The organism is Paenibacillus sp. HJGM_3 (assembly GCF_045062745.1).
Lineage (GTDB): Bacteria > Bacillota > Bacilli > Paenibacillales > NBRC-103111 > Paenibacillus_AA.
In genome coordinates this window covers 50,672-69,591 of the sequence record NZ_JBJGED010000019.1, presented here as the reverse complement: position 1 = coordinate 69,591, position 18,920 = coordinate 50,672, and the positions used below count along the sequence as shown (strand labels likewise).

The following is an 18,920-nucleotide window of genomic DNA, read 5'->3' as shown; positions in this document are numbered from 1 at the left end:
AGGCCCGCAGCCTGTTGCTCGCGGGTCTTTTTTGTCCGCATACAGGATTTTCCGACATTCACTTCGTCGAGCCCACCTCGTCAGCAAACATAATCACGATTCAGACATTCCCCTAGGTTCTAATTCAGCTGCCGTGACTTGTAAGTTCAACCCGTTCAGTTGTTCTTTTTTCGGTGAGAAAGTAAACCAAAGCCAAGAGCGGCAAGATTGTTCCAATAAGAGACGTGAGACTCCAGCCCCCATGGGCATAAGACCAGCCTCCCAAAGATGAACCGATGGCTCCGCCTACGAAGAATATGGCCATGAAGAGTCCGTTCAGGCGTCCTCTCGCTTCACTTCCTAATGAATAAATCGTACGTTGACCAATCACAAGATTCCCAGATACGGCCATGTCAAGTGTAATGGCGGATACAAAGAGAAGAATCAGAGCAAAGCTTGAAGAACCTTGGAACAGATGGATGAGCAAAAAAGACAATACGGCTACAATCATGGCTATTCCAGTTAACACTTTACTCCAGCCTTTATCCGCTAATCTTCCGGCAATCGGTGCAGCTATCGCCCCACCAACACCAACTAGCGCAAACCATGCAATACCTATTTGGGACATTCCGAAATGATCCGCTAAATGTAAAGGAACAACCGTCCAAAATAAACTGAAAGCACCAAATAAACAGGCTTGATACATAGCGCGACGTCGTAACGAGGGAGTTTGTTGGAAAATAGCGCCTAAAGAAACAATTAATTTTTCGTAGCGTACGGCTGGAAACGGCTTACGAACCGGAAGCGCAAATGATAGCAAGGCGGTCAATAAAGAAATAACAATTGCAGACAAAATAAATATAGCTCTCCAACCCCAAAGACTGGTTACGAAGCTGGCCAACGGCCGGGCGAACATAATACCTAATAAAAGGCCGCTCATAACATTACCGACAACTCGGCCGCGCTGATCTTCGGACGCTAAATAGGCGGCGAATGGCACGAGAATCTGGGCTACTACCGATGCAATCCCAATGAATAAAGATGCGATAAAGAACAACGGTGCATTGGATGCGAGTCCGGCAGTTAACAGTGCGCCAACTGCAACCATAAGCATAATCACCGTGAGACGCCGATTTTCAATGACGTCGCTTAGCGGTACGATGAACAACAGCCCGGCTACATAACCGATTTGGGTCATTGTAACAATGAATCCCGCCGTTGCAGCAGTAAGGCCAGTTGCAACGCTGATAGGTCCTACAAGGGGTTGAGCATAATAAAGATTGGCAACGATAAGGCCGCACGCGGCTGCCAACAGAAACATCATCCAACTTGATATACGGTTGCCTTGTTTACCGTGTTCGCTAACCATAAAAATCCTCCTTTTAATAAATACTGAACGTTTAGTTTAATATATAGTTAACTGAAATAATATACTGTACGTATCGTTTTGTAAATAGACTTTTTAAAAATTAATTTGTTTTGTATACTAAACGTATAGTTTATTTGGAATAAGAGGATTTTGACAAAGGAGGATTCCTGTGCAGGGCAAAAGAGGGCGTCCGCGCAATATGGAAACGCAAAGCTCCATCCTATCAGCTTCTTATGAATTATTGTTGGAAAGCGGCTTTGGAGCTGTTACGGTAGAGAAAATCGCTGAGCGTGCCCAGGTAAGCAAAGCCACGATTTATAAATGGTGGCCAAACAAGGCTGCAGTGGTGATGGACGGTTTTCTATCCGCTGCGACTGCAAGATTGCCTGTGCCGGATACAGGTTCGGTGTTTCAGGATATCCTGGAACATGCTACGAATATGGCCCAGTTTATGATAAGCCGCGAGGGGTCCATTTTTCTGGAAATTATAGGACAGGGGCAGGTTGATTCTGCATTGGCCGAGGCATTTCGGACCCGCTATATTCAGCCTCGCCGGCTGGAGGTTCGTACTATAATGAATCGGGGGCTTGAGCGTGGAGAGCTGTGGAAGAATCTCGATATCGCATTATGCACAGATCTCATTTACGGCCCGATTTTCTACCGTTTACTAGTTACGGGGGATCCGATTGGTAAAAACTATGTTGAGCAATTAGTAACTCAAGTTTTTAAAGGTATACGTTCGAATTGAGAGCGTTTGGAAGCTTCTAAGGTGTAGATAGAATTTGGGTAGTGTAGCTAGCAAGCGTGGGAGAGCGCATCGCTGGCAGCGATGCGGTCAGGGGTTCAATCCCCTTAGGCTCTATACAGAAAGAAGCCACCTTCGGGTGGCTTCTTTCTTTATGCCGCGCTACATCATCGAATAAGTTTCATCAGCAAGTTCAATCAAGATTCGGACATCCCCTTAGTCAGCCGAAGACGCTGATCGAAACGGGTTTGATTCTACTTATACCAATTTTTAGTCTTGGTATGATATACTCTAGAGTATGTATTTAATAGAAATGGATAGCGAACAGGAATTATTTTGTGCGGCTAATGCGGCTTAGAGCACCGACGAAGCGGAATACATTTATACAGGGTCAGACGCCCATTAACGGCGTCTCGCGGCTCGCAGACAGGAGAATCTCGGATGAAACAATGGACACTTAAAAGAAAGTCGCTTACCTCTATCCTTCACACGATTATGGTGCTCGGACTCTTCATTACATCGTTTTTTTTGGCGCCGCAATCGACTTCGGCAGATACGCGCTTGACTGCTATTGCGACGTCGGGGCTCACTCCGGAAGCAGTTGCGGTAAATCCGGTAACGAACAAAATCTATGTGGCCAATTATGGCAGCACCTTCGTGACGGTCATTGACGGTGCGAGCAATACGACGACGACAGTATTGGCGGGAACTAATCCTACGGCAATTGCGGTGAATCCAGTAACGAACAAAATCTATGTGGCCAATACTGGCAGCGCCAGCGTGACAGTCATTGAAGGTGTGAGCAACACGCCGACGGCGGTACCAGTGGGAACCAGTCCTAGTGCAATTGCGGTGAATCCGGTAACGAACACAATCTATGTGGCCAATACTGGCAGCGCAAGCGTGACGGTCATTGACGGAGCGAGCAACACGCCGACGACGGTACCTGTGGGAACCAGTCCAAGTGCAATTGCGGTGAATCCGGTCACGAACAAAATCTACGTGGCCAATGCTAGCAGCAATAACGTGACGGTCATCGACGGTGCAAGCAACACGACGACTCCGGTAGCGGCGGAAACTAATCCTAGGGCAATCGTGGTGAATCCGGTTACGAATAAAATCTATGTGACCAATTATGGCAGCGCCAACGTGACAGTCATCGACGGTGCGAGCAACACGATGACTCCGATAGCGGCGGAAACTAATCCTAGGGCAATCGTGGTGAATCCGGTTACGAATAAAATCTATGTGGCCAATGAGGGCAGCACCAGCGTAACAGTCATTGACGGCGCGAGTAACACAACGACTCGGGTAGTGGCGGGGAGCAGCCCTTGGGAAATTACGGTCAATCCGGTAACAAACAAAATCTATGTGACCAATGCTGGCAGCAACAATGTGACAGTTATAGACGGCGCGAGCAACACGCCGACTGCGGTACCGGCGGAAACCACCCCTAAAGCGATTGCGGTGAACCCAGTAACGAACAAAATCTTTGTCGCGAATTCTGGCAGCGACAACGTGACGGTCATTGACGGCGCGAGCAACACGCCGACGACGGTAGCGGCGGGAAGCAATCCTTTCGCAGTCGCGGTGAATCCGGTAACGAATAAAACCTATATCGCTAATCGCTTCAACGACAACGTGACGGTCATTGAAGGCGCGAATAACACGACGACGACAGTACCGGTGGGACACGCACCTTGCGCAATTGCGGTAAATCCGGTAACGAACAAAATCTATGTCAGCAATTGTAACGATCAAGACGTGACAGTTATAGACGGCGCGACCAACACGACGACGACGGTACCAGTGGGAAGCAATCCTCTCGCAGTCGCGGTGAATCCGGTAACGGACAAAATCTATGTGGCCCATGTTGGTATTGGCAAGGTGACGGTCATAGACGGAGTAAGCAACACGAAGACGCTGGTAACCGTGGGGACCAGTCCTAGGGCAATTGGGCTGAATCCGGTCACGAACAAAATCTATGTAGCCAATGCTGACAGCAATAACGTGACGGTCATCGACGGTGCGAGCAACACGACGACGACGATAGCGGCGGGAACCAGTCCTTGGGCAATCGCGGTGAATCCGGTAACGAATAAAATCTATGTCGCCAATAATGACAGCTCCAACGTGACCGTGATCGACGGCGCGAGCAACACGACAACTACGCCGGTAGCGGTGGGATTATATCCTAGTGTAATTGCGGTGAATCCGGTAACGAACAAAATCTATGTTAATAATCCATTGGATGGCAAAGTGACGATCATCGATGGTACGAGCAACACGACGACGACGGCACCGGTAGGAACCAGTCCTAGTGGAATTGCGGTGAATCCGGTAACGAACAAAATCTATGTTGCTAATGAAAACAGCGACACCGTGACAGTCATAGATGGCGCGACCAACACGACGACGCATGTAGCGGCGGGAGCTGATCCTTATACCCTCGCGGTGAATTCGGTTACGAACAAAATCTATGTTCTCCCGAATAATAGCAGCGTCAACGTGACCGTCATCGACGCTGCCGGACGTACGATGAATCCGATGAATGTTGCGATAATGCCATTACCCGACAACATTGCACACAGAACGAGCGAGACGTTCACGTTCCAAGTAACCAATTCTTATACGCCGTTTCCTTCGGTCGTGCAAAGTGTGTATTTCCAGCTTGACAGCACCGAAGGGCCATGGATACAAGCAAACAGAGCAGGCAGCGATTGGACGGGAACGACGACATCGATGACTCGCGGCGAACATACGATATATGCACTGGTATTGGAAGCGCAAGGTGGTGGGGTTCCGGCTGGAGTGGCAGCTGCCTATCGGTATTTCTTCATCCCTGACAGCGGGATTGACCAAACAAGCGCAAGCTTTGACAAAAAAACGTCCGCCCAAGCCGACATCCCGGTAACGATGACGTTAAACGGCAACACGCTCAGCGCGATTAAGAACGGCGCATCCGCGCTCGCATCCGGCACCGACTACACCGTAGCAGGCAACATTGTTACCATCAACAAAAACTACTTGGCAACGCAAGCGGTCGGTACGACGAACCTGACCTTCGATTTCGAGGCAGGTGTCGATCCGGTCTTGGCTGTCACTGTAATCGATACGACAATCTATGATTCAACGATAACGCCGACAACGGCAGCTTTTGATAAGAAGACGTCCGCCCAAGCCGACATCCCGGTTACGATGACGTTAAACGGCAACACGCTCAGCGCGATTAAGAACGGCACGTCTACCCTAGTATCCGGCACCGACTACATTGTTTCGGGTAGCACCGTAACGATCAAGAAGAGCTATTTGGCAGCGCAAACGGTTGGTACGACCAACCTGACCTTCGACTTTAGCGCGGGTGTCGATCCAATCTTGGCTGTTACGGTGAGCGACACGACACCAACGCCGCCATCACCGAGTGACGAAGGCGACTCAACGCCTCCCGTTACATTGCCGCTCATCGACCTGAATGGCGTAACGCTTAACCCGGATACAATCGACACAACGAAGCCATCCGTCACACTGGAAGTTACGCCTAAGGACGGCGTAGCGTATGTGAGCATTCCGGCAAGCATTTTGACGAGCTTTGAGGGTAAGAACCCTACCTTCTTAATCGAGATTAAGACGCCTTACGGCATCTATCGAATACCGGTCAATGTGGCGTCGCTGATTCCGGGACTCAAAGACTTGCTTGCAAACCATAACCTCAAAGCCGAGGATATCCATTTCAAGATTGTGCTTACTGACAAGTCCGGCGACAAAGACATACGGACGGCGCTTTCGAACGACTTACCAGAGGGTAAAGTGCTGGGCGCGATGGTGGATTTCCACATCGACGTTATAAATACGAAGACTGGCCAAACGATCGGAACAGCGGATCAGTTCAATAAGGCGCTCACGAGAGTGATACCGATGCCGAAGAGCATAGCCAGCATGCCGGAGCAATGGGGCGCTTTCCGCTATAACGATACTACGAAGAAGTTTCAGTTTGTTCCCGCCAAGAAAGTATTGATCGATGGCATATGGTATGTGATGATCCGCTCTTATTCCAATAGCGTGTATACGGTGGCGGAAAATGCGGCGAGCTTTACCGATGTGCTTAAGCATTGGAGCCAGTCGTTCGTCGAACTTGCTGCGGCGAAAGGGCTTGTGGATGGCGTTGGCGGCGGCCTATACAACCCTGACCGAGCCGTAACAAGAGCGGAGTTCACTGCGATGCTGGTCCGGGCGCTCGGACGCGGCACATCGACCGGCAGTACGGTGCCCTATGACGATGTGAAGCAAAACGCATGGTATTTTGGAGAGGTAGCGAAAGCGAAGGAGCTCGGACTACTGAACTTCGTGAAAGGCTACAGCTTCATGCCGGATCAGCCGCTAACCCGCGAAGATATGGCAAGTATGCTGGCTGCTGTCATTACGCTCGAAAATCTGGCGATCACACAGCAACCCGTTAGCTTGGACGGCTACAAGGATATCGGAAGCGTGGACGCGTCTTATCTGGAGGACGTTCGTCTCATGGTCAAGCTTCAAATAATGACAGGTACAGCCGAGGACACATTCAGTCCAAAGGGAGAAACAACACGCGCACAGGCGGTGGTCGTGTTCGTAAGGACGCTGAAAACGCTTGGATCGATTGACTGATTGCGAGCAGCCATCGTTCCGCATGAGTGGGTCAAACCCATCATGCGGAATTTTTTATGGCCGGCAGAGATGCCGTTTTTTTGCTCCCCGACTACCTGCCTACAAGTTTTTCACAGCAGCCTTACTTCGCACGATTAAAGTGCGACAGTTTCTCCGGATTCATCACGATATAGAGGTTGGATAGCCGCTCCTGCGAATACTCAAATGTAATAACTGCGAAAATCATCTCTCCGGCCGCTAACCGTATTCCCGGCATGCCGTTGATTTCACAAGTCTCACATCGATATCCTGCCGGAACCTCATGCGCAATACCGACGAAATAACGGATGATTCGATCCGAACCAAGGATTGGGCGGAATGCCGCTTTTACCTTACCCCCTCCATCCGTGTAAAGTACGGTTTCCGCTGATAACAATTCAATGAGCAATCCGATATTCCCGTTCATCAACGCCACGGCGAATCGTTCAGCTAAGGCCGCTTTGGTCTCCCTTACTTCCGGGCTCCGTACAGGCAATGGACCGATGCTCTTCTTCGCCCGATGAAAGATTTGCCGGCAATTTGCCGTGCTTTTGTCGACAATCTCGGCAATTTCATCAAAACGGTAATGAAACGCTTCACGCAGCAGGAATACAATCCGTTCTGTCGCGGAGAGCTGCTGCAACAATAACAATCCCGCTGTAGAAAGGGATTCTTTCCATACCATCATCGCGAATGGATCGCTCTTCCGAAGTTCCCCGGTATCAACCGGCTCCGGCAACCAGGGACCGAGATACGATTCTCGTTTTTTACTCGACGATCGAATGAAATCAACGCAACGATTATGAACCGACTTGCACAAATAGGACTTGAAGTCGCGTACTTGCTGCGGCGGATTCTCTTCCCACGACACGAACACTTCGTGGACAATATCCTCCGCATCTGTGATGCTTCCCAGAGTGTGATACGCTAACGACAAGAGCAACGGTTTCCATTCAAGATATAACTCTCCCCTCTCCAACGCGCAGTTCTCCCCTTCCCGAATGTTTATCGGCTATGATCGCTTGGGCCGCTCGTTTGGCGCTGGCAAACGATGCATCAACCAATTGCTCCCCATGCCCGGTCCAATCTCCAGCCACATACAGGCCGCGTATTTCCGGGATCGCCGGACCGTGATAGACACTGCTTTTATCTACCGTATTGAAATCATGGACAACCGTCAAGTTCGGCAAATACTGCCTGGCTAGTTCCTCTTTTCGCCAACCGGGTTGAACGAGATCCATGGCTTGTTCCAACTGCAACAAATCCTTTTCAGGATGGCTGTCATTCAGACCAAGATGTTTAATCAGGTGGATGACGACGGAGCCGTCATCGCTCAGCTTCGCTACAGTAGACGGGGAGTTATAGAAGATGGGCTGATCCAGCCAAAATCCGGCAATAAAGGTGGAACCGCCATCGGGGAAACGGCGCAATACGAGATCAAGACACGCTGCGCGGATCGGTTTAGCGGAGTCTTTCCACCTGGCAAGTGAGGTGCCGTCCGCGTTATGGACCAAATCATACGCCTCCTTCGGACCGGCAGCGATCACGACATGCGGAGCTTCGATCGTATCGCCATCTGCACACCGGATCCGTCGAACCGTCCCGTCATGTTCCACTTCGACCGTTTTTTTATGATGCATAATCGTAGTGCCTGCGCGAATGGCCCGCTCTCTTAAATCCTCGACCAGCGCTCCCCATCCCCCATCGAGATAGAAAGCTTTTCCGCCAAACGTTCGTTGAAGCTGCCGCACGGCAGGACCCGCAAGATGAAGCTCAGGGTGAGGAACGAAAGAGTTAGCCCGGCTCACCGAATATATAACATGCCTAAGCATCGGGTGCCGAATTTCCCGTTCAGCCCACTCCTTTAAACTGATCGGCCCGATTTGTTTGGTATCCATCTTGCCCAGCTTGAGCATTAGACGGGTAAGCTCCATCTTTTCCGGGAATGAAAACAGCCTGGATGCAATCAATTGCAAAGGTTTGGATGGCAGCGTATATACCCGGTTATTCCACACCGCTCCCGCCGAAGCCGGCGGACTGGCGCCTTTCAGCTTCACGCCTATTTCGCGCAAAACCTCCTCCCCCGCCCCGTCCCGATATAACGCATGCACGCCCAAATTAAGCGATGCTCCGCTTTTATGGACCGTAATCCCACGACCGCCAAGCTGATTTGCTTTTTCCAATACAATCGTGGACAGTCCAGCATTTGCCAAATAAATCGATGCGGTTAAACCGGTAAGTCCTCCGCCAATGATCGCGACATCATACTTTGCCATGTTGGCCACCTCACTCTTTTTGGGAACAAGACGTTACCGGAGAGTAAAGTGTGACACTTTCATCCAAAGTTAATGGCCAAATACGAAATGCTATACAGTCCTTCCATACTCATCTTGAATTTCCTGTCTCGAACCTTGCGGTTCGTAGTTGGGCGACCGCTTTCAAACAAAAATGAAAACCTGGGTTAATTTGTCCAAAGATTTGAGAACAATAGCTATGAAACAGGCGTTCTTAAGGAAGACGCTGGACGCATATTAGTACAGTTGAACCTCCATAACAATTCAAAACAAGGAGCCGTGAAGAACATGAAAGACACCATCCAAAAAGCAATTTCTCTGGGACTGGGCCTGGTGATCGCAAGCAAGGAACAAATTGAAAAAACGGTAGATGAGCTTGTGAAAAAAGGCGAAGTCAACCGGGCTGAATCGAAAGCCATGGTGGAAGAACTCATAAGGAAAGGAGAAGACACGCGGCAGCAAATAGAGGCGGTGGCGCGTGAGCGGGTGAACGCCGTACTGGGTGAACGATGGGCCACCCGGGAGGAACTGGAACGGCTAGAACAGAGGTTGGAAGCGCTGGAGCGAAAGGTCCAACCCGAGGAGTAACAGGAGGCGTAGATGAGTGCAGGCAAGCGGATTCGACAATTGCAGCGTTATCGAACGATCGCCTCGGCATTCGCGCGCAATGGATTCGGCTATGTGTCCGATGAGATCGGCAAAACCGAGAGGTTTAGGTTTTTGTGGAGAACGGAACGGCATGACATTCATGCCAAAACCGTCGGGGTAAGGATTCGTCTGCTGCTGGAGGAGCTCGGTCCGACCTTTGTCAAGCTGGGACAAATCGCAAGCACCCGGCCTGATTTGGTTCCGCCCTCCATCCTCTCCGAGCTGGAGCGCCTGCAAGATAACGTGCCTGCATTTTCTTATTCCGAAGCATCCAAGATTATCGCACAGGAACTTGGGGCGCCCATCGAAAAGCTTTTCCTGCAATTCTCCGATGTGCCCCTGGCAGCCGCCTCTATTGGACAGGTTTACAAAGCCGTACTGAAGGACGGCACGCCGGTAGTGGTAAAAGTACAACGGCCGGGTATTCAAGACCAGATTGAAACGGATTTGGACATCTTGAAGGATTTGACGAAGGCGGCCGAATCCAGGTTGGAATGGGCGCACAATTATCGGCTGAGCGATATGGTGGACGAACTGGGAAAGGCGCTTCGAGCCGAGCTCGATTACGGGACGGAAGCGCGGAATGCCGCCAAGTTTGCTGCTCTGAGCAAAACCTGGGAGCATGTCCATGTACCTCAGGTTTACCCGGACTATTGCTCCAAGCGGGTAATGACGATGACCTACATAGAGGGGATCAAACTATCCGAACATCACCAATTGGATCACGCGGGCCTCGACCGCCGATTGCTTGCGGAACGATTGGCGACGACCATTTTCCAGCAAGTGCTCATCGAGGGCATTTTCCATGGAGATCCCCACCCGGGCAATGTTTTGGCGATGAAGGACGGCAATCTGGCCTTGCTCGATTTCGGAATGGTAGGCCGTTTGACGCCTGAGGCGAAAAGGCATTTTGCAACGTTGGTCATCGCTCTTCGAAACCAGAGTTCGAAGGGCGTGATCCGAGCGATATCGAATTTGGGCGTGATTCCGGAAACGGTGAACAAAGAGCTGCTCTATCTCGATGTAGAGGAATTGCGGGAGAAATACTACAAGGTTCCGTTAAAACAGGTTAGCCTGGGAGAAGCGGTGCGGGATTTGTTCGCCGTCGCGTTCCGCCATCGGATTCGGATTCCGACGGAGTTAACTTTGCTGGGCAAGACCCTCTTGACCATGGAGGGGGTCGTATCGGCACTGGACCCGACATTCAGCGTATTTGATGTAGCGGAGCCTTTCGGGACCAAGCTGTTTTTGGAGCAGCTGAATCCTGTGCGATGGCTGAGGAAATGGGTCGAGGATGTGCCGGAATTTATCGATTTGATTCATGAGGTACCGGCCAGTTTGAAGCAATGGTCTTTGATGCTGCGCAAGGGACAGGTGCGAGTGGAGGTTTCGGTTCCCCAGGTGGATGACTTGATGAACAGGCTGGATCGCATCAGCAACCGCCTGTCGTTCAGCATCGTTTTGTTATCGCTGAGTATCATCATGGTAGGATTGATCATCGGCGCTTCGCTGAGTCAGTCGCAAACGACACTTTGGAACATTCCGATTCTCGAGATTGGATTTATCGTCGCTTTGCTCATGGTCCTATGGCTCCTCTTTGCCATTTTTCGTTCCGGCCGTTTCTAACCAGGCTGCCGTTTACTGTAGAGCAAAAATATTCGTCCGAAAATGCTGGCGAGAGCACTTGACAACAGCCTAACCAGTAGTTAATATTTATTTAGAATTATTTTAAATAAACCACTAACGGGAGGAAACGATTCATGTCACTCATTGGTACTGAAGTCAAACCGTTCAAAGCAAATGCTTATCACAATGGCAAGTTTATCGAAGTTACGGAAGCCGATCTGAAAGGCAAGTGGAGCGTAGTTTGCTTCTATCCGGCAGACTTCACCTTCGTGTGCCCCACCGAGCTGGGCGATCTCCAAGACCAGTACGAGACGCTGAAGTCGCTTGGCGTTGAAGTGTATTCCGTTTCGACCGATACCCATTTTACTCATAAGGCATGGCACGACAGCTCGGAAACGATCAGCAAAATCACTTACATCATGATCGGGGATCCTTCCCATACGATTTCCCGCAACTTCGATGTATTGATCGAGCAAGACGGTCTTGCGGATCGCGGTACATTCATCATCGACCCGGACGGCGTCATCCAAACCGTCGAAATCAATGCGGGCGGCATTGGCCGCGATGCAAGCTCGCTGGTGAACAAGATCAAGGCTGCGCAATATGTTCGCAAAAACCCAGGTGAAGTGTGCCCGGCAAAATGGGAAGAAGGCGCTGCGACGCTCAAGCCAAGCCTTGATCTCGTAGGCAAAATCTAAGGAGCGGTTTGAATGGTACTGGACGGAGAAATTAAGGCACAATTAAACCAATACCTTCAGCTTATGGAAGGCGATGTGCTGATCAAAGTCAGCGCAGCGTCCGATGCGGTATCCACGGATATGCTGGCGTTAATGGATGAAATCGTCGGCATGTCCTCCAGAATTAAGGTCGAACGGGCCGAGTTGCCGAGGACGCCGAGCTTTAGCGTGAACCGGATCGGCGAAGATACGGGAATCACTTTTGCCGGCATCCCGCTGGGTCACGAATTTACTTCTTTCGTCTTAGCTTTGCTGCAAGTTAGCGGCAGAGCGCCCAAAGTCGAACAGAGCGTCATTGACCAAATCAAAAACATCCGCGGCGAGTATCGGTTTGAGTCGTTCATCAGCTTGAGCTGCCACAATTGTCCTGACGTGGTACAGGCACTTAACTTGATGAGTGTCCTCAATCCCGGTATATCGCATACGATGATTGACGGGGCCGCGTTCAAAGCGGAAGCCGAAAGCAAAAACGTGATGGCCGTGCCGTCCGTTTACTTGAATGGTGAATTTTTCGGCAGCGGCCGTATGACCCTCGAGGAGATTCTCTCCAAGATTGGCAGCGGTCCTGACGAATCGGAATTATTCGAGAAGGAGCCTTACGATGTGCTCGTCGTTGGGGGCGGCCCGGCCGGCGCCAGCGCAGCGGTCTATGCGGCACGCAAAGGCATTCGGACCGGCATTGTGGCAGAGCGCTTCGGCGGTCAGGTTATGGACACGGTGGGCATCGAGAACTTTATCAGCATGAAATATACCGAAGGTCCTAAGCTGGCAGCAAGTCTGGAAGAGCATGTGAAGGAGTACAACGTGGACGTCATGAAGCTTCAGCGAGCCAAACGGCTGGAGAAAAAGGACCTCATCGAAGTTGAACTCGAAAACGGTGCGATTCTTAAGAGCAAAACTGTCATTTTGTCTACAGGTGCCCGTTGGCGCAATGTGAACGTCCCCGGCGAAGCCGAGTTCAAGAACAAAGGCGTGGCCTATTGCCCGCATTGTGACGGTCCTCTCTTCGCAGGCAAACACGTAGCGGTTATTGGCGGCGGCAATTCCGGGATCGAGGCCGCTATCGACCTTGCCGGGATTGTGAGCCATGTCACGGTGCTGGAGTTCATGCCCGAGCTGAAGGCGGATGCCGTCCTGCAAAAGCGACTGTACAGTCTGCCGAATGTTACGGTGCTGAAGAACGTCCAAACCAAAGAAATAACCGGGACGGACAAAGTAAACGGGATTTCCTATATCGATCGCGAATCGGGAGCCGTTCATCACATTGAATTGCAGGGTGTATTCGTTCAGATCGGATTGGTGCCGAATACCGATTGGTTAGGCGACACGATCGAACGCACTCGCATGGGCGAGATCGTCGTGGACAGCCGTGGGGCTACGAGCATCCCGGGCGTGTTCGCCGCAGGCGATTGTACGAACAGTCCGTATAAGCAAATTATTATCTCAATGGGATCGGGCGCTACTGCCGCACTAGGTGCATTCGATCATCTTATCCGGAACTAATTGTATAAGGTTTCTTGAAAAGCCGCTTCGCTGCCTCTTCGGCAGCCAGGCGGCTTTTCAATTTACGCTTGCTCGTAAGCTTGCTGCAACGTAGGGATGTCCAGTTTTTTCATTCGGTACATCGCTTGCAACACCTTTTGAATCTTTACCGGATTGGGGTCGTGGACCACTTCGGTCAGGAAGACGGGAACGATCTGCCATGAGACGCCGAACTTGTCTTTCAGCCAACCGCATACTTGAGCCCCTTCGTCCCCGCCTTCGGAAAGCTTGTCCCAATAGTAGTCGACTTCTTCCTGTGTCTCGCAATTCACGATCAAAGAAAAGGCCTCCGTAAAGTTATACAGCGGCCCCCCATTTAGAGCTACGAACTCTTGTCCTTCAAGCTGGAACTCGATCGTCATGACGGTCCCCTCACGCACCCGGTGATGCTCATTCCCGTCATTTACGTAGCGGGAGACTCTCCCGATCCTGGAGTTTTTGAATATCGAAGCGTAATATTGTACGGCCTCCTCCGCCTGATCGTTGAACCAGAGGTTGGGGGTGATTTTTTGAATCTTGGCCATTCTTGTCTCCTCCTACTCATAGTTTTTGGGGTCACAAACAAAGAATAGCATATCGATGGTGATAGAGTTTCTCCTGGATTGCTCTCATCCATCCGATACAAACGCGCTCTAGTTTGATTTTGCCAACTTACAAAGGCTAGATTTCATTTGGACGAGCTCTAGTTCGATTTCGCCGAATTGGAGCGCACGTTTAGAACACGGACCCCGGAATACCGCCGCTTAGTTAGGCAAAATCGAACTGCTTAGCGTGGACTTCCCTTAGGCACCGACTCTAGTTTGGCAAAATCGAACTAACACGTCATTCGGGTCCACGATGGGGCTTCTTTAGCTCGAAATTTTACGATTTAATCGACAGCTTCATTCGTCGAATTAAAAGGCTGCGTGGTTCGAAATAGGCGCATACAATTCGACTTCATAAATCGAACTATACAGAAGCAAACAGCTTTTCGATTCCCTCCTCCACGACGCTTCCGCTACTTCAACCTGCTAAGAATGTGCTTGATTTTGCCCAATGCATAGTCGAAGTCGGTCAAATCTTCCTCACCAAGGCTGCTCAACTGATCGCTGAGGACTCGATGATACGCTTCCCAGCGCTGCACCACGGGTTGTTCCCCTCTCTCCGATAAACGCAATCTCACCGCTCTTTTGTCATGGACATCCGATTCCTTGAGTAGAAGCCCGTTTGATTCCAGCTTCGAGATCAAGGGGGTCAATTGCTGCTTGGAAATTTGAATTTTTTTGGCCAGCTGGGTGACCGTAATCCCTTCCTTGTGATGGAAGAGTTCCTCCAGTATGTGATATTGCAAGTGAGTGAGATCGGCCGCCTTTTTCGGAACCGTTGCACTGTTGTTTGGCTGATTGAGGGTCGTAAACAGCAGCGGAATGAGCTGGATGTAGCTGGCTGCGATCTGATCGGGTTTCGAGTTCATCTGGCGCTCCTATTTGATCTTGATATTTCGTAAACATTTATTTATAATAATCAAGAAAAACGACGGATATTATACGACTTTAGTAAATAAATATTGATTAAACTCTAACATATTTAGTGCTTGAAAACAATTGTCGACGCTCTTGGAGGAGACGATGATCATGGAGAATGGCAAACTCAATCGGAAAGGCGTCAACTACGACGTCGGAACGCATACCCGGGGACCCCAAACGCCGTCGTCGCGCGATTCGTTCGACCCAGTTACTGCGCGCCGGGAGATGGAGATCATCGCGAACGACTTGCATTGCAATGCCGTCCGAATTTCGGGGCAAGACATTTCACGGCTTGTGACGGCTGCACAATATGCGCTGGAGCAAGGGCTGGAAGTGTGGTTTTCACCGGCTTTAGTCGATGCGGACGAACAAGAGACCCTGCAATACTTCGCCGAATGCGCCAAGGCTGCGGAAGCTTTGCGGGCACAGTCGCCTCAGGTTATTTTTGTAGCCGGCTGCGAGCATACGTTTTTTATGAAAGGCCTAGTGGACGGAGAAACCGCGTTTGAACGCATTCAAACGTTTATGAAGCCTTGGCGCTTGCTGAAGAGTACGATTCGGAGGGGCTCTTTTAACAAACGGTTAAATGCCTTTCTGGCACGTGCGGCGAATGTGGTGAGAGAACATTTTCATGGCCCCCTTACGTACGCGTCCGGTCCTTGGGAGAATGTGAATTGGGAGCCTTTCGACATGGTGGCGATCGACTACTATCGGGATGCCCGCAACCAACAATCTTACCGGGAGAAGCTGAAAAAGTACTTGGACATCGGGAAGCCGGTCGTCATAACGGAATTCGGGTGCTGCACCTATCGAGGGGCGGAAGACAAAGGCGCTTATGGGTGGGCGATCGTAGATCGGAATGAGACACCCCCACTCCTGAAGGGGGAGTATGTTCGGGACGAAAGTGTGCAGGCCCATTATCTTGTAGAGACGCTGGATATCCTGACATCGGAGAAAGTAGACGGGGTCTTCTGGTTTACGTTCATTATGCCCAGTTATCCTTTCCATGAAAGCGCGCGATTCGACCTGGATACGGCGAGCTTCGGCTTGGTCAAACCGTTGAAGGATCGTAATGGTGCAACATATAAAGACATGCCTTGGGAGCCCAAACAGTCATTCGCCGCATTGGCCGACTATTATTCCAACCATGCATAGACGAACAATTCTCCAACTACTCGAGACATCACAATTAAGAATACCGTCCTACGGATCGCCCTAAAAAATCCCCGATTTACGGGGATTTTAGAGCGGTTTTGTCCATTAATATAGTATCGGTTGTGATATAAGTAACCCCCGTCTCGATGAAGGGAGCGGCATCGTCCCAGAAATTGACCGTCCATACTGAAACGTCAATCCCCATAGCTGTCAATATGCGTACGTCCTTAGGTTTGGTCGACCGATAGCAGTAGTCCAGAAAGGCCGGCATTAACTGTTGGACCAGGTCCAAATCGGCATCCGATGGCGGTTCTGCGGATAAATACCCGAGCGGTACTTGACGGTTAATCGCTCGCATTTTCTTTAGATCATCGGCGTTGAAGCAGATGAAACTGCAGTTTTCCAACATCCCATGCCGTTCGACCAGTTGAACAAGGTTCTCCAGATCCGCGTCATGATGGTATTCCTCGATCTCAATAAAAGCATGCATCCCATACCTTTTGCATACATCCAATACTTCTCCCAAGGTCGGGATGCGTAGACCGGGATGCGCTTCTATGCCGATTCCGGCTACAATGTTCAAGCTGCGGATTTCGTCGAACGTAAAATCCTTCGCCTTCCCCGTCCCGTCCGTCATTCGGTCAACCGTCCGGTCGTGGTGGACAATCCAGTGACCGTCGGTCGTGCAATACGTATCGCATTCGATCCCCCAGAACCCCGATCGTCCGGCCAATTCGAAGGAAGCGATCGTATTTTCGGGCGCGTGCATGCTAAGCCCTCGATGGGCGACATATTTCGGTTTATGCATTTGATAGTCTCTCCTCGCATTCAGCCCTTTACGGAACCGAGCAGAACGCCTTTATTAAAATGCTTCTGGAAAAAGGGATACGCGATCAGTAGCGGCATCGCCGTGATGATAATCGCCGCCATCTTCGCAGCCGGCGTGTAACGGTACAGCACGCTCGAAGCATTCGAGATGGTCGGATCGTCTTCGATCAACATCTGTCTGAGAAAGACCTGCAGCGGCATCAGCTTGTTATCGTTCAAATACAGAATCGCCGAGAAATAAGTGTTCCAGTTGTTGACCAGATAAAATAGCGTAAAGGTGGCGACGGCGGGCATGGATAAAGGGAGAATAATGGTCGTGAGCAGTCTCCATTCCCCGCTGCCGTCGATTCGGGCGGATTCCTCCAGCTCGACGGGAACCGTCCGGAAGAAACTCCTCATGACAACCAGGTTAAAGGGAATGATCGCCGAGCTCAACCAAAGCGCCCAGAAGCTGTTAATCAGACCGAGCGAATTGACTACTAGATAAGTCGGAATCATCCCCCCTGAGAACAGCATCGTAAACACCACGAGAAAGTTCAGAATGCCTCTGCCTTTTAACCAAATCTTGGACAAGCCGTATGCCATCAATGTAGTTAGCACAATATTAATAAACGTTCCAACCGCGCTGATGATGACCGCATTAAGGAGAGCCTTCTTAAATCCCGGATGTGTCATTAAATAGAGGTAGCCGTCCAACGTGAAGCGTTCGGGAATGACATAAAAACCGCGCGTCAAATATTCCCGCTCCGTGGAGAACGAAATGGCAAGCACATAAAACAAAGGAAACAGGGCGGCTACCGTACCGATGAGGAGCAAGACATAGACAATCGTGTCGAGGATCCGATCCGCTCCCGTTGTACGTATCTTCAAAACACTCCCTCCTGTCCCGTTCGCTTGGCCAGTGCATTTGCAGCCAGCACCATCGCCAGGCCGATGGCGGATTTGAACAAACCGACCGCGGTCGAATAGCTGTAGTCGCCTTCGTTAAGGCCGACCTTGTAAATAAACGTCTCGAATACCTCGGAGACATCCCGGTTCATCGGGTTCTGCAGCAGAAAAACATGCTCGAAGCCGAGGTCCATGATGTGTCCCAACCGCAGGATGAATAAAATCACGATCGCCCCGCGCAGGGCAGGCAGCGTAATATGCCAGAGCTGACGCCAGCGGCCCGCGCCGTCCATTTCGGCCGCCTCATACAGCGTAGGATCGACCGAAGACAAGGCGGCCAGAAAAATAATGGCGCCCCACCCCGCCCCTTGCCAAATGTTCTGGAACAGCCATACCCAGCGAAAGTACTTCGGATCCGTCATCAGCTCGATCCGGTCGAATCCCCAGCTGTCCAAAAGCTCGTTGATCCCGCCCGAGCCGGTGGCGAACAGTTGGAGCGTTATACCGACGATGACGACCCAGGATATAAAATTGGGAGCGTACAAAATCGTTTGAACCGTGCCTTTAAACCATTTCACTCTAACTTCGTTCAGGAGCAAGGCAACCAGGATCGGGGCCGGGAAGTAGAACAAAACGTCCAGCACATTCAGCATCAGCGTATTTTGCAGCAGGTTCCAGAAATCCCCTTCGGAGAACAGTCTGCGAAAATGGTCCAGTCCCGCCCAATCACTGCCCCTGACCCCCTTGAACGGACTGTAGTCCAGAAAAGCAATCAAAATGCCGAACATGGGAACGTATTTGAACACGATAAAAAACAATAATCCGGGAAAAACCATCAAGTAAATAGGAAAGGCTCTGCGCCAATAACCACTAAACACGGTATACCTCCTCTCAAAGCAGCCTGTCATGAAGAGAACAGTCTCAGGAGGCCGCAACCTCGCA

At 50.7% G+C, this 18,920-nt stretch carries 15 protein-coding genes; 7 read left to right on the top strand and 8 right to left on the bottom strand.

The genetic code is table 11. From position 1 onward, the window contains the following. Positions 1–124 precede the first annotated feature (124 nt). Positions 125–1,348 carry an MFS transporter gene (locus ACI5FR_RS20330; protein WP_405457661.1) on the bottom strand — a complete coding sequence of 408 codons (1,224 nt, stop codon included), beginning with the start codon at positions 1,346–1,348 and terminating at the stop codon, positions 125–127. A 169-nt stretch (positions 1,349–1,517) separates the two neighbouring features. Here ACI5FR_RS20330 and ACI5FR_RS20325 point away from each other — a divergent pair, with 169 nt between their 5' ends. Together ACI5FR_RS20325 and ACI5FR_RS20320 are read left to right on the top strand one after the other, a co-directional pair. Next, positions 1,518–2,096 (top strand): TetR/AcrR family transcriptional regulator, encoded by a 579-nt coding sequence (locus ACI5FR_RS20325; protein ID WP_405457659.1) that lies wholly within the window; start codon positions 1,518–1,520, stop codon positions 2,094–2,096. A gap of 438 nt (positions 2,097–2,534) precedes the next feature. Continuing rightward, a complete protein-coding gene (locus ACI5FR_RS20320) occupies positions 2,535–6,737 on the top strand; it encodes a X2-like carbohydrate binding domain-containing protein (protein ID WP_405457656.1) in 4,203 nt (1,400 codons plus the stop codon). Positions 6,738–6,858: 121 nt separating this feature from the next. Here the strand turns inward: ACI5FR_RS20320 and sigJ are convergent, their stop codons facing one another. After that, on the bottom strand, positions 6,859–7,734 hold the full coding sequence (gene sigJ / locus ACI5FR_RS20315) for an RNA polymerase sigma factor SigJ (protein ID WP_405457653.1): 876 nt from the start codon (positions 7,732–7,734) through the stop codon (positions 6,859–6,861). Then, on the bottom strand, positions 7,709–9,031 hold the full coding sequence (locus ACI5FR_RS20310) for a phytoene desaturase family protein (protein ID WP_405457651.1): 1,323 nt from the start codon (positions 9,029–9,031) through the stop codon (positions 7,709–7,711). Before ACI5FR_RS20310 ends, sigJ begins: the two co-directional genes overlap by 26 nt. 306 nt (positions 9,032–9,337) lie before the next feature. Between ACI5FR_RS20310 and ACI5FR_RS20305 the strand changes: the two genes are divergently transcribed. The 4 genes from ACI5FR_RS20305 to ahpF all read left to right on the top strand — a co-directional run bounded on the left by ACI5FR_RS20305 (position 9,338) and on the right by ahpF (position 13,563). Then, the gene (locus ACI5FR_RS20305) at positions 9,338–9,637 is read left to right on the top strand and encodes a phasin family protein (RefSeq protein WP_405457649.1); all 300 of its coding nucleotides are present in this window, start codon (positions 9,338–9,340) and stop codon (positions 9,635–9,637) included. Positions 9,638–9,649: 12 nt separating this feature from the next. After that, complete coding sequence (locus ACI5FR_RS20300; protein ID WP_405457646.1) at positions 9,650–11,323, top strand: AarF/UbiB family protein; 1,674 nt, start codon at positions 9,650–9,652, stop codon at positions 11,321–11,323. A gap of 134 nt (positions 11,324–11,457) precedes the next feature. Continuing rightward, a complete protein-coding gene (gene ahpC / locus ACI5FR_RS20295; RefSeq protein ID WP_405457644.1) occupies positions 11,458–12,021 on the top strand; it encodes an alkyl hydroperoxide reductase subunit C in 564 nt (187 codons plus the stop codon). A 12-nt stretch (positions 12,022–12,033) separates the two neighbouring features. Continuing rightward, the gene (gene ahpF, locus ACI5FR_RS20290; RefSeq protein WP_405457641.1) at positions 12,034–13,563 is read left to right on the top strand and encodes an alkyl hydroperoxide reductase subunit F; all 1,530 of its coding nucleotides are present in this window, start codon (positions 12,034–12,036) and stop codon (positions 13,561–13,563) included. Positions 13,564–13,625: 62 nt separating this feature from the next. On the opposite strand, the gene ACI5FR_RS20285 is transcribed toward ahpF, so the two are convergent. Beyond that, positions 13,626–14,126 (bottom strand): VOC family protein, encoded by a 501-nt coding sequence (locus ACI5FR_RS20285; RefSeq protein ID WP_405457639.1) that lies wholly within the window; start codon positions 14,124–14,126, stop codon positions 13,626–13,628. Positions 14,127–14,599: 473 nt separating this feature from the next. After that, complete coding sequence (locus tag ACI5FR_RS20280; protein ID WP_405457637.1) at positions 14,600–15,055, bottom strand: MarR family winged helix-turn-helix transcriptional regulator; 456 nt, start codon at positions 15,053–15,055, stop codon at positions 14,600–14,602. A 160-nt stretch (positions 15,056–15,215) separates the two neighbouring features. Here ACI5FR_RS20280 and ACI5FR_RS20275 point away from each other — a divergent pair, with 160 nt between their 5' ends. Continuing rightward, positions 15,216–16,262 carry a glycoside hydrolase family 113 protein gene (locus ACI5FR_RS20275; RefSeq protein ID WP_405457636.1) on the top strand — a complete coding sequence of 349 codons (1,047 nt, stop codon included), beginning with the start codon at positions 15,216–15,218 and terminating at the stop codon, positions 16,260–16,262. 76 nt (positions 16,263–16,338) lie between these two features. Here the strand turns inward: ACI5FR_RS20275 and ACI5FR_RS20270 are convergent, their stop codons facing one another. The 3 genes from ACI5FR_RS20270 to ACI5FR_RS20260 are packed head-to-tail and all read right to left on the bottom strand — an operon-like array spanning position 16,339 to position 18,856. Next, positions 16,339–17,070 carry a glycerophosphodiester phosphodiesterase gene (locus ACI5FR_RS20270; RefSeq protein WP_405457633.1) on the bottom strand — a complete coding sequence of 244 codons (732 nt, stop codon included), beginning with the start codon at positions 17,068–17,070 and terminating at the stop codon, positions 16,339–16,341. 20 nt (positions 17,071–17,090) lie between these two features. Next, positions 17,091–17,960 (bottom strand): carbohydrate ABC transporter permease, encoded by an 870-nt coding sequence (locus tag ACI5FR_RS20265; RefSeq protein ID WP_405457631.1) that lies wholly within the window; start codon positions 17,958–17,960, stop codon positions 17,091–17,093. Then, complete coding sequence (locus tag ACI5FR_RS20260) at positions 17,957–18,856, bottom strand: ABC transporter permease (RefSeq protein WP_405457630.1); 900 nt, start codon at positions 18,854–18,856, stop codon at positions 17,957–17,959. Before ACI5FR_RS20260 ends, ACI5FR_RS20265 begins: the two co-directional genes overlap by 4 nt. Positions 18,857–18,920 lie beyond the last annotated feature (64 nt).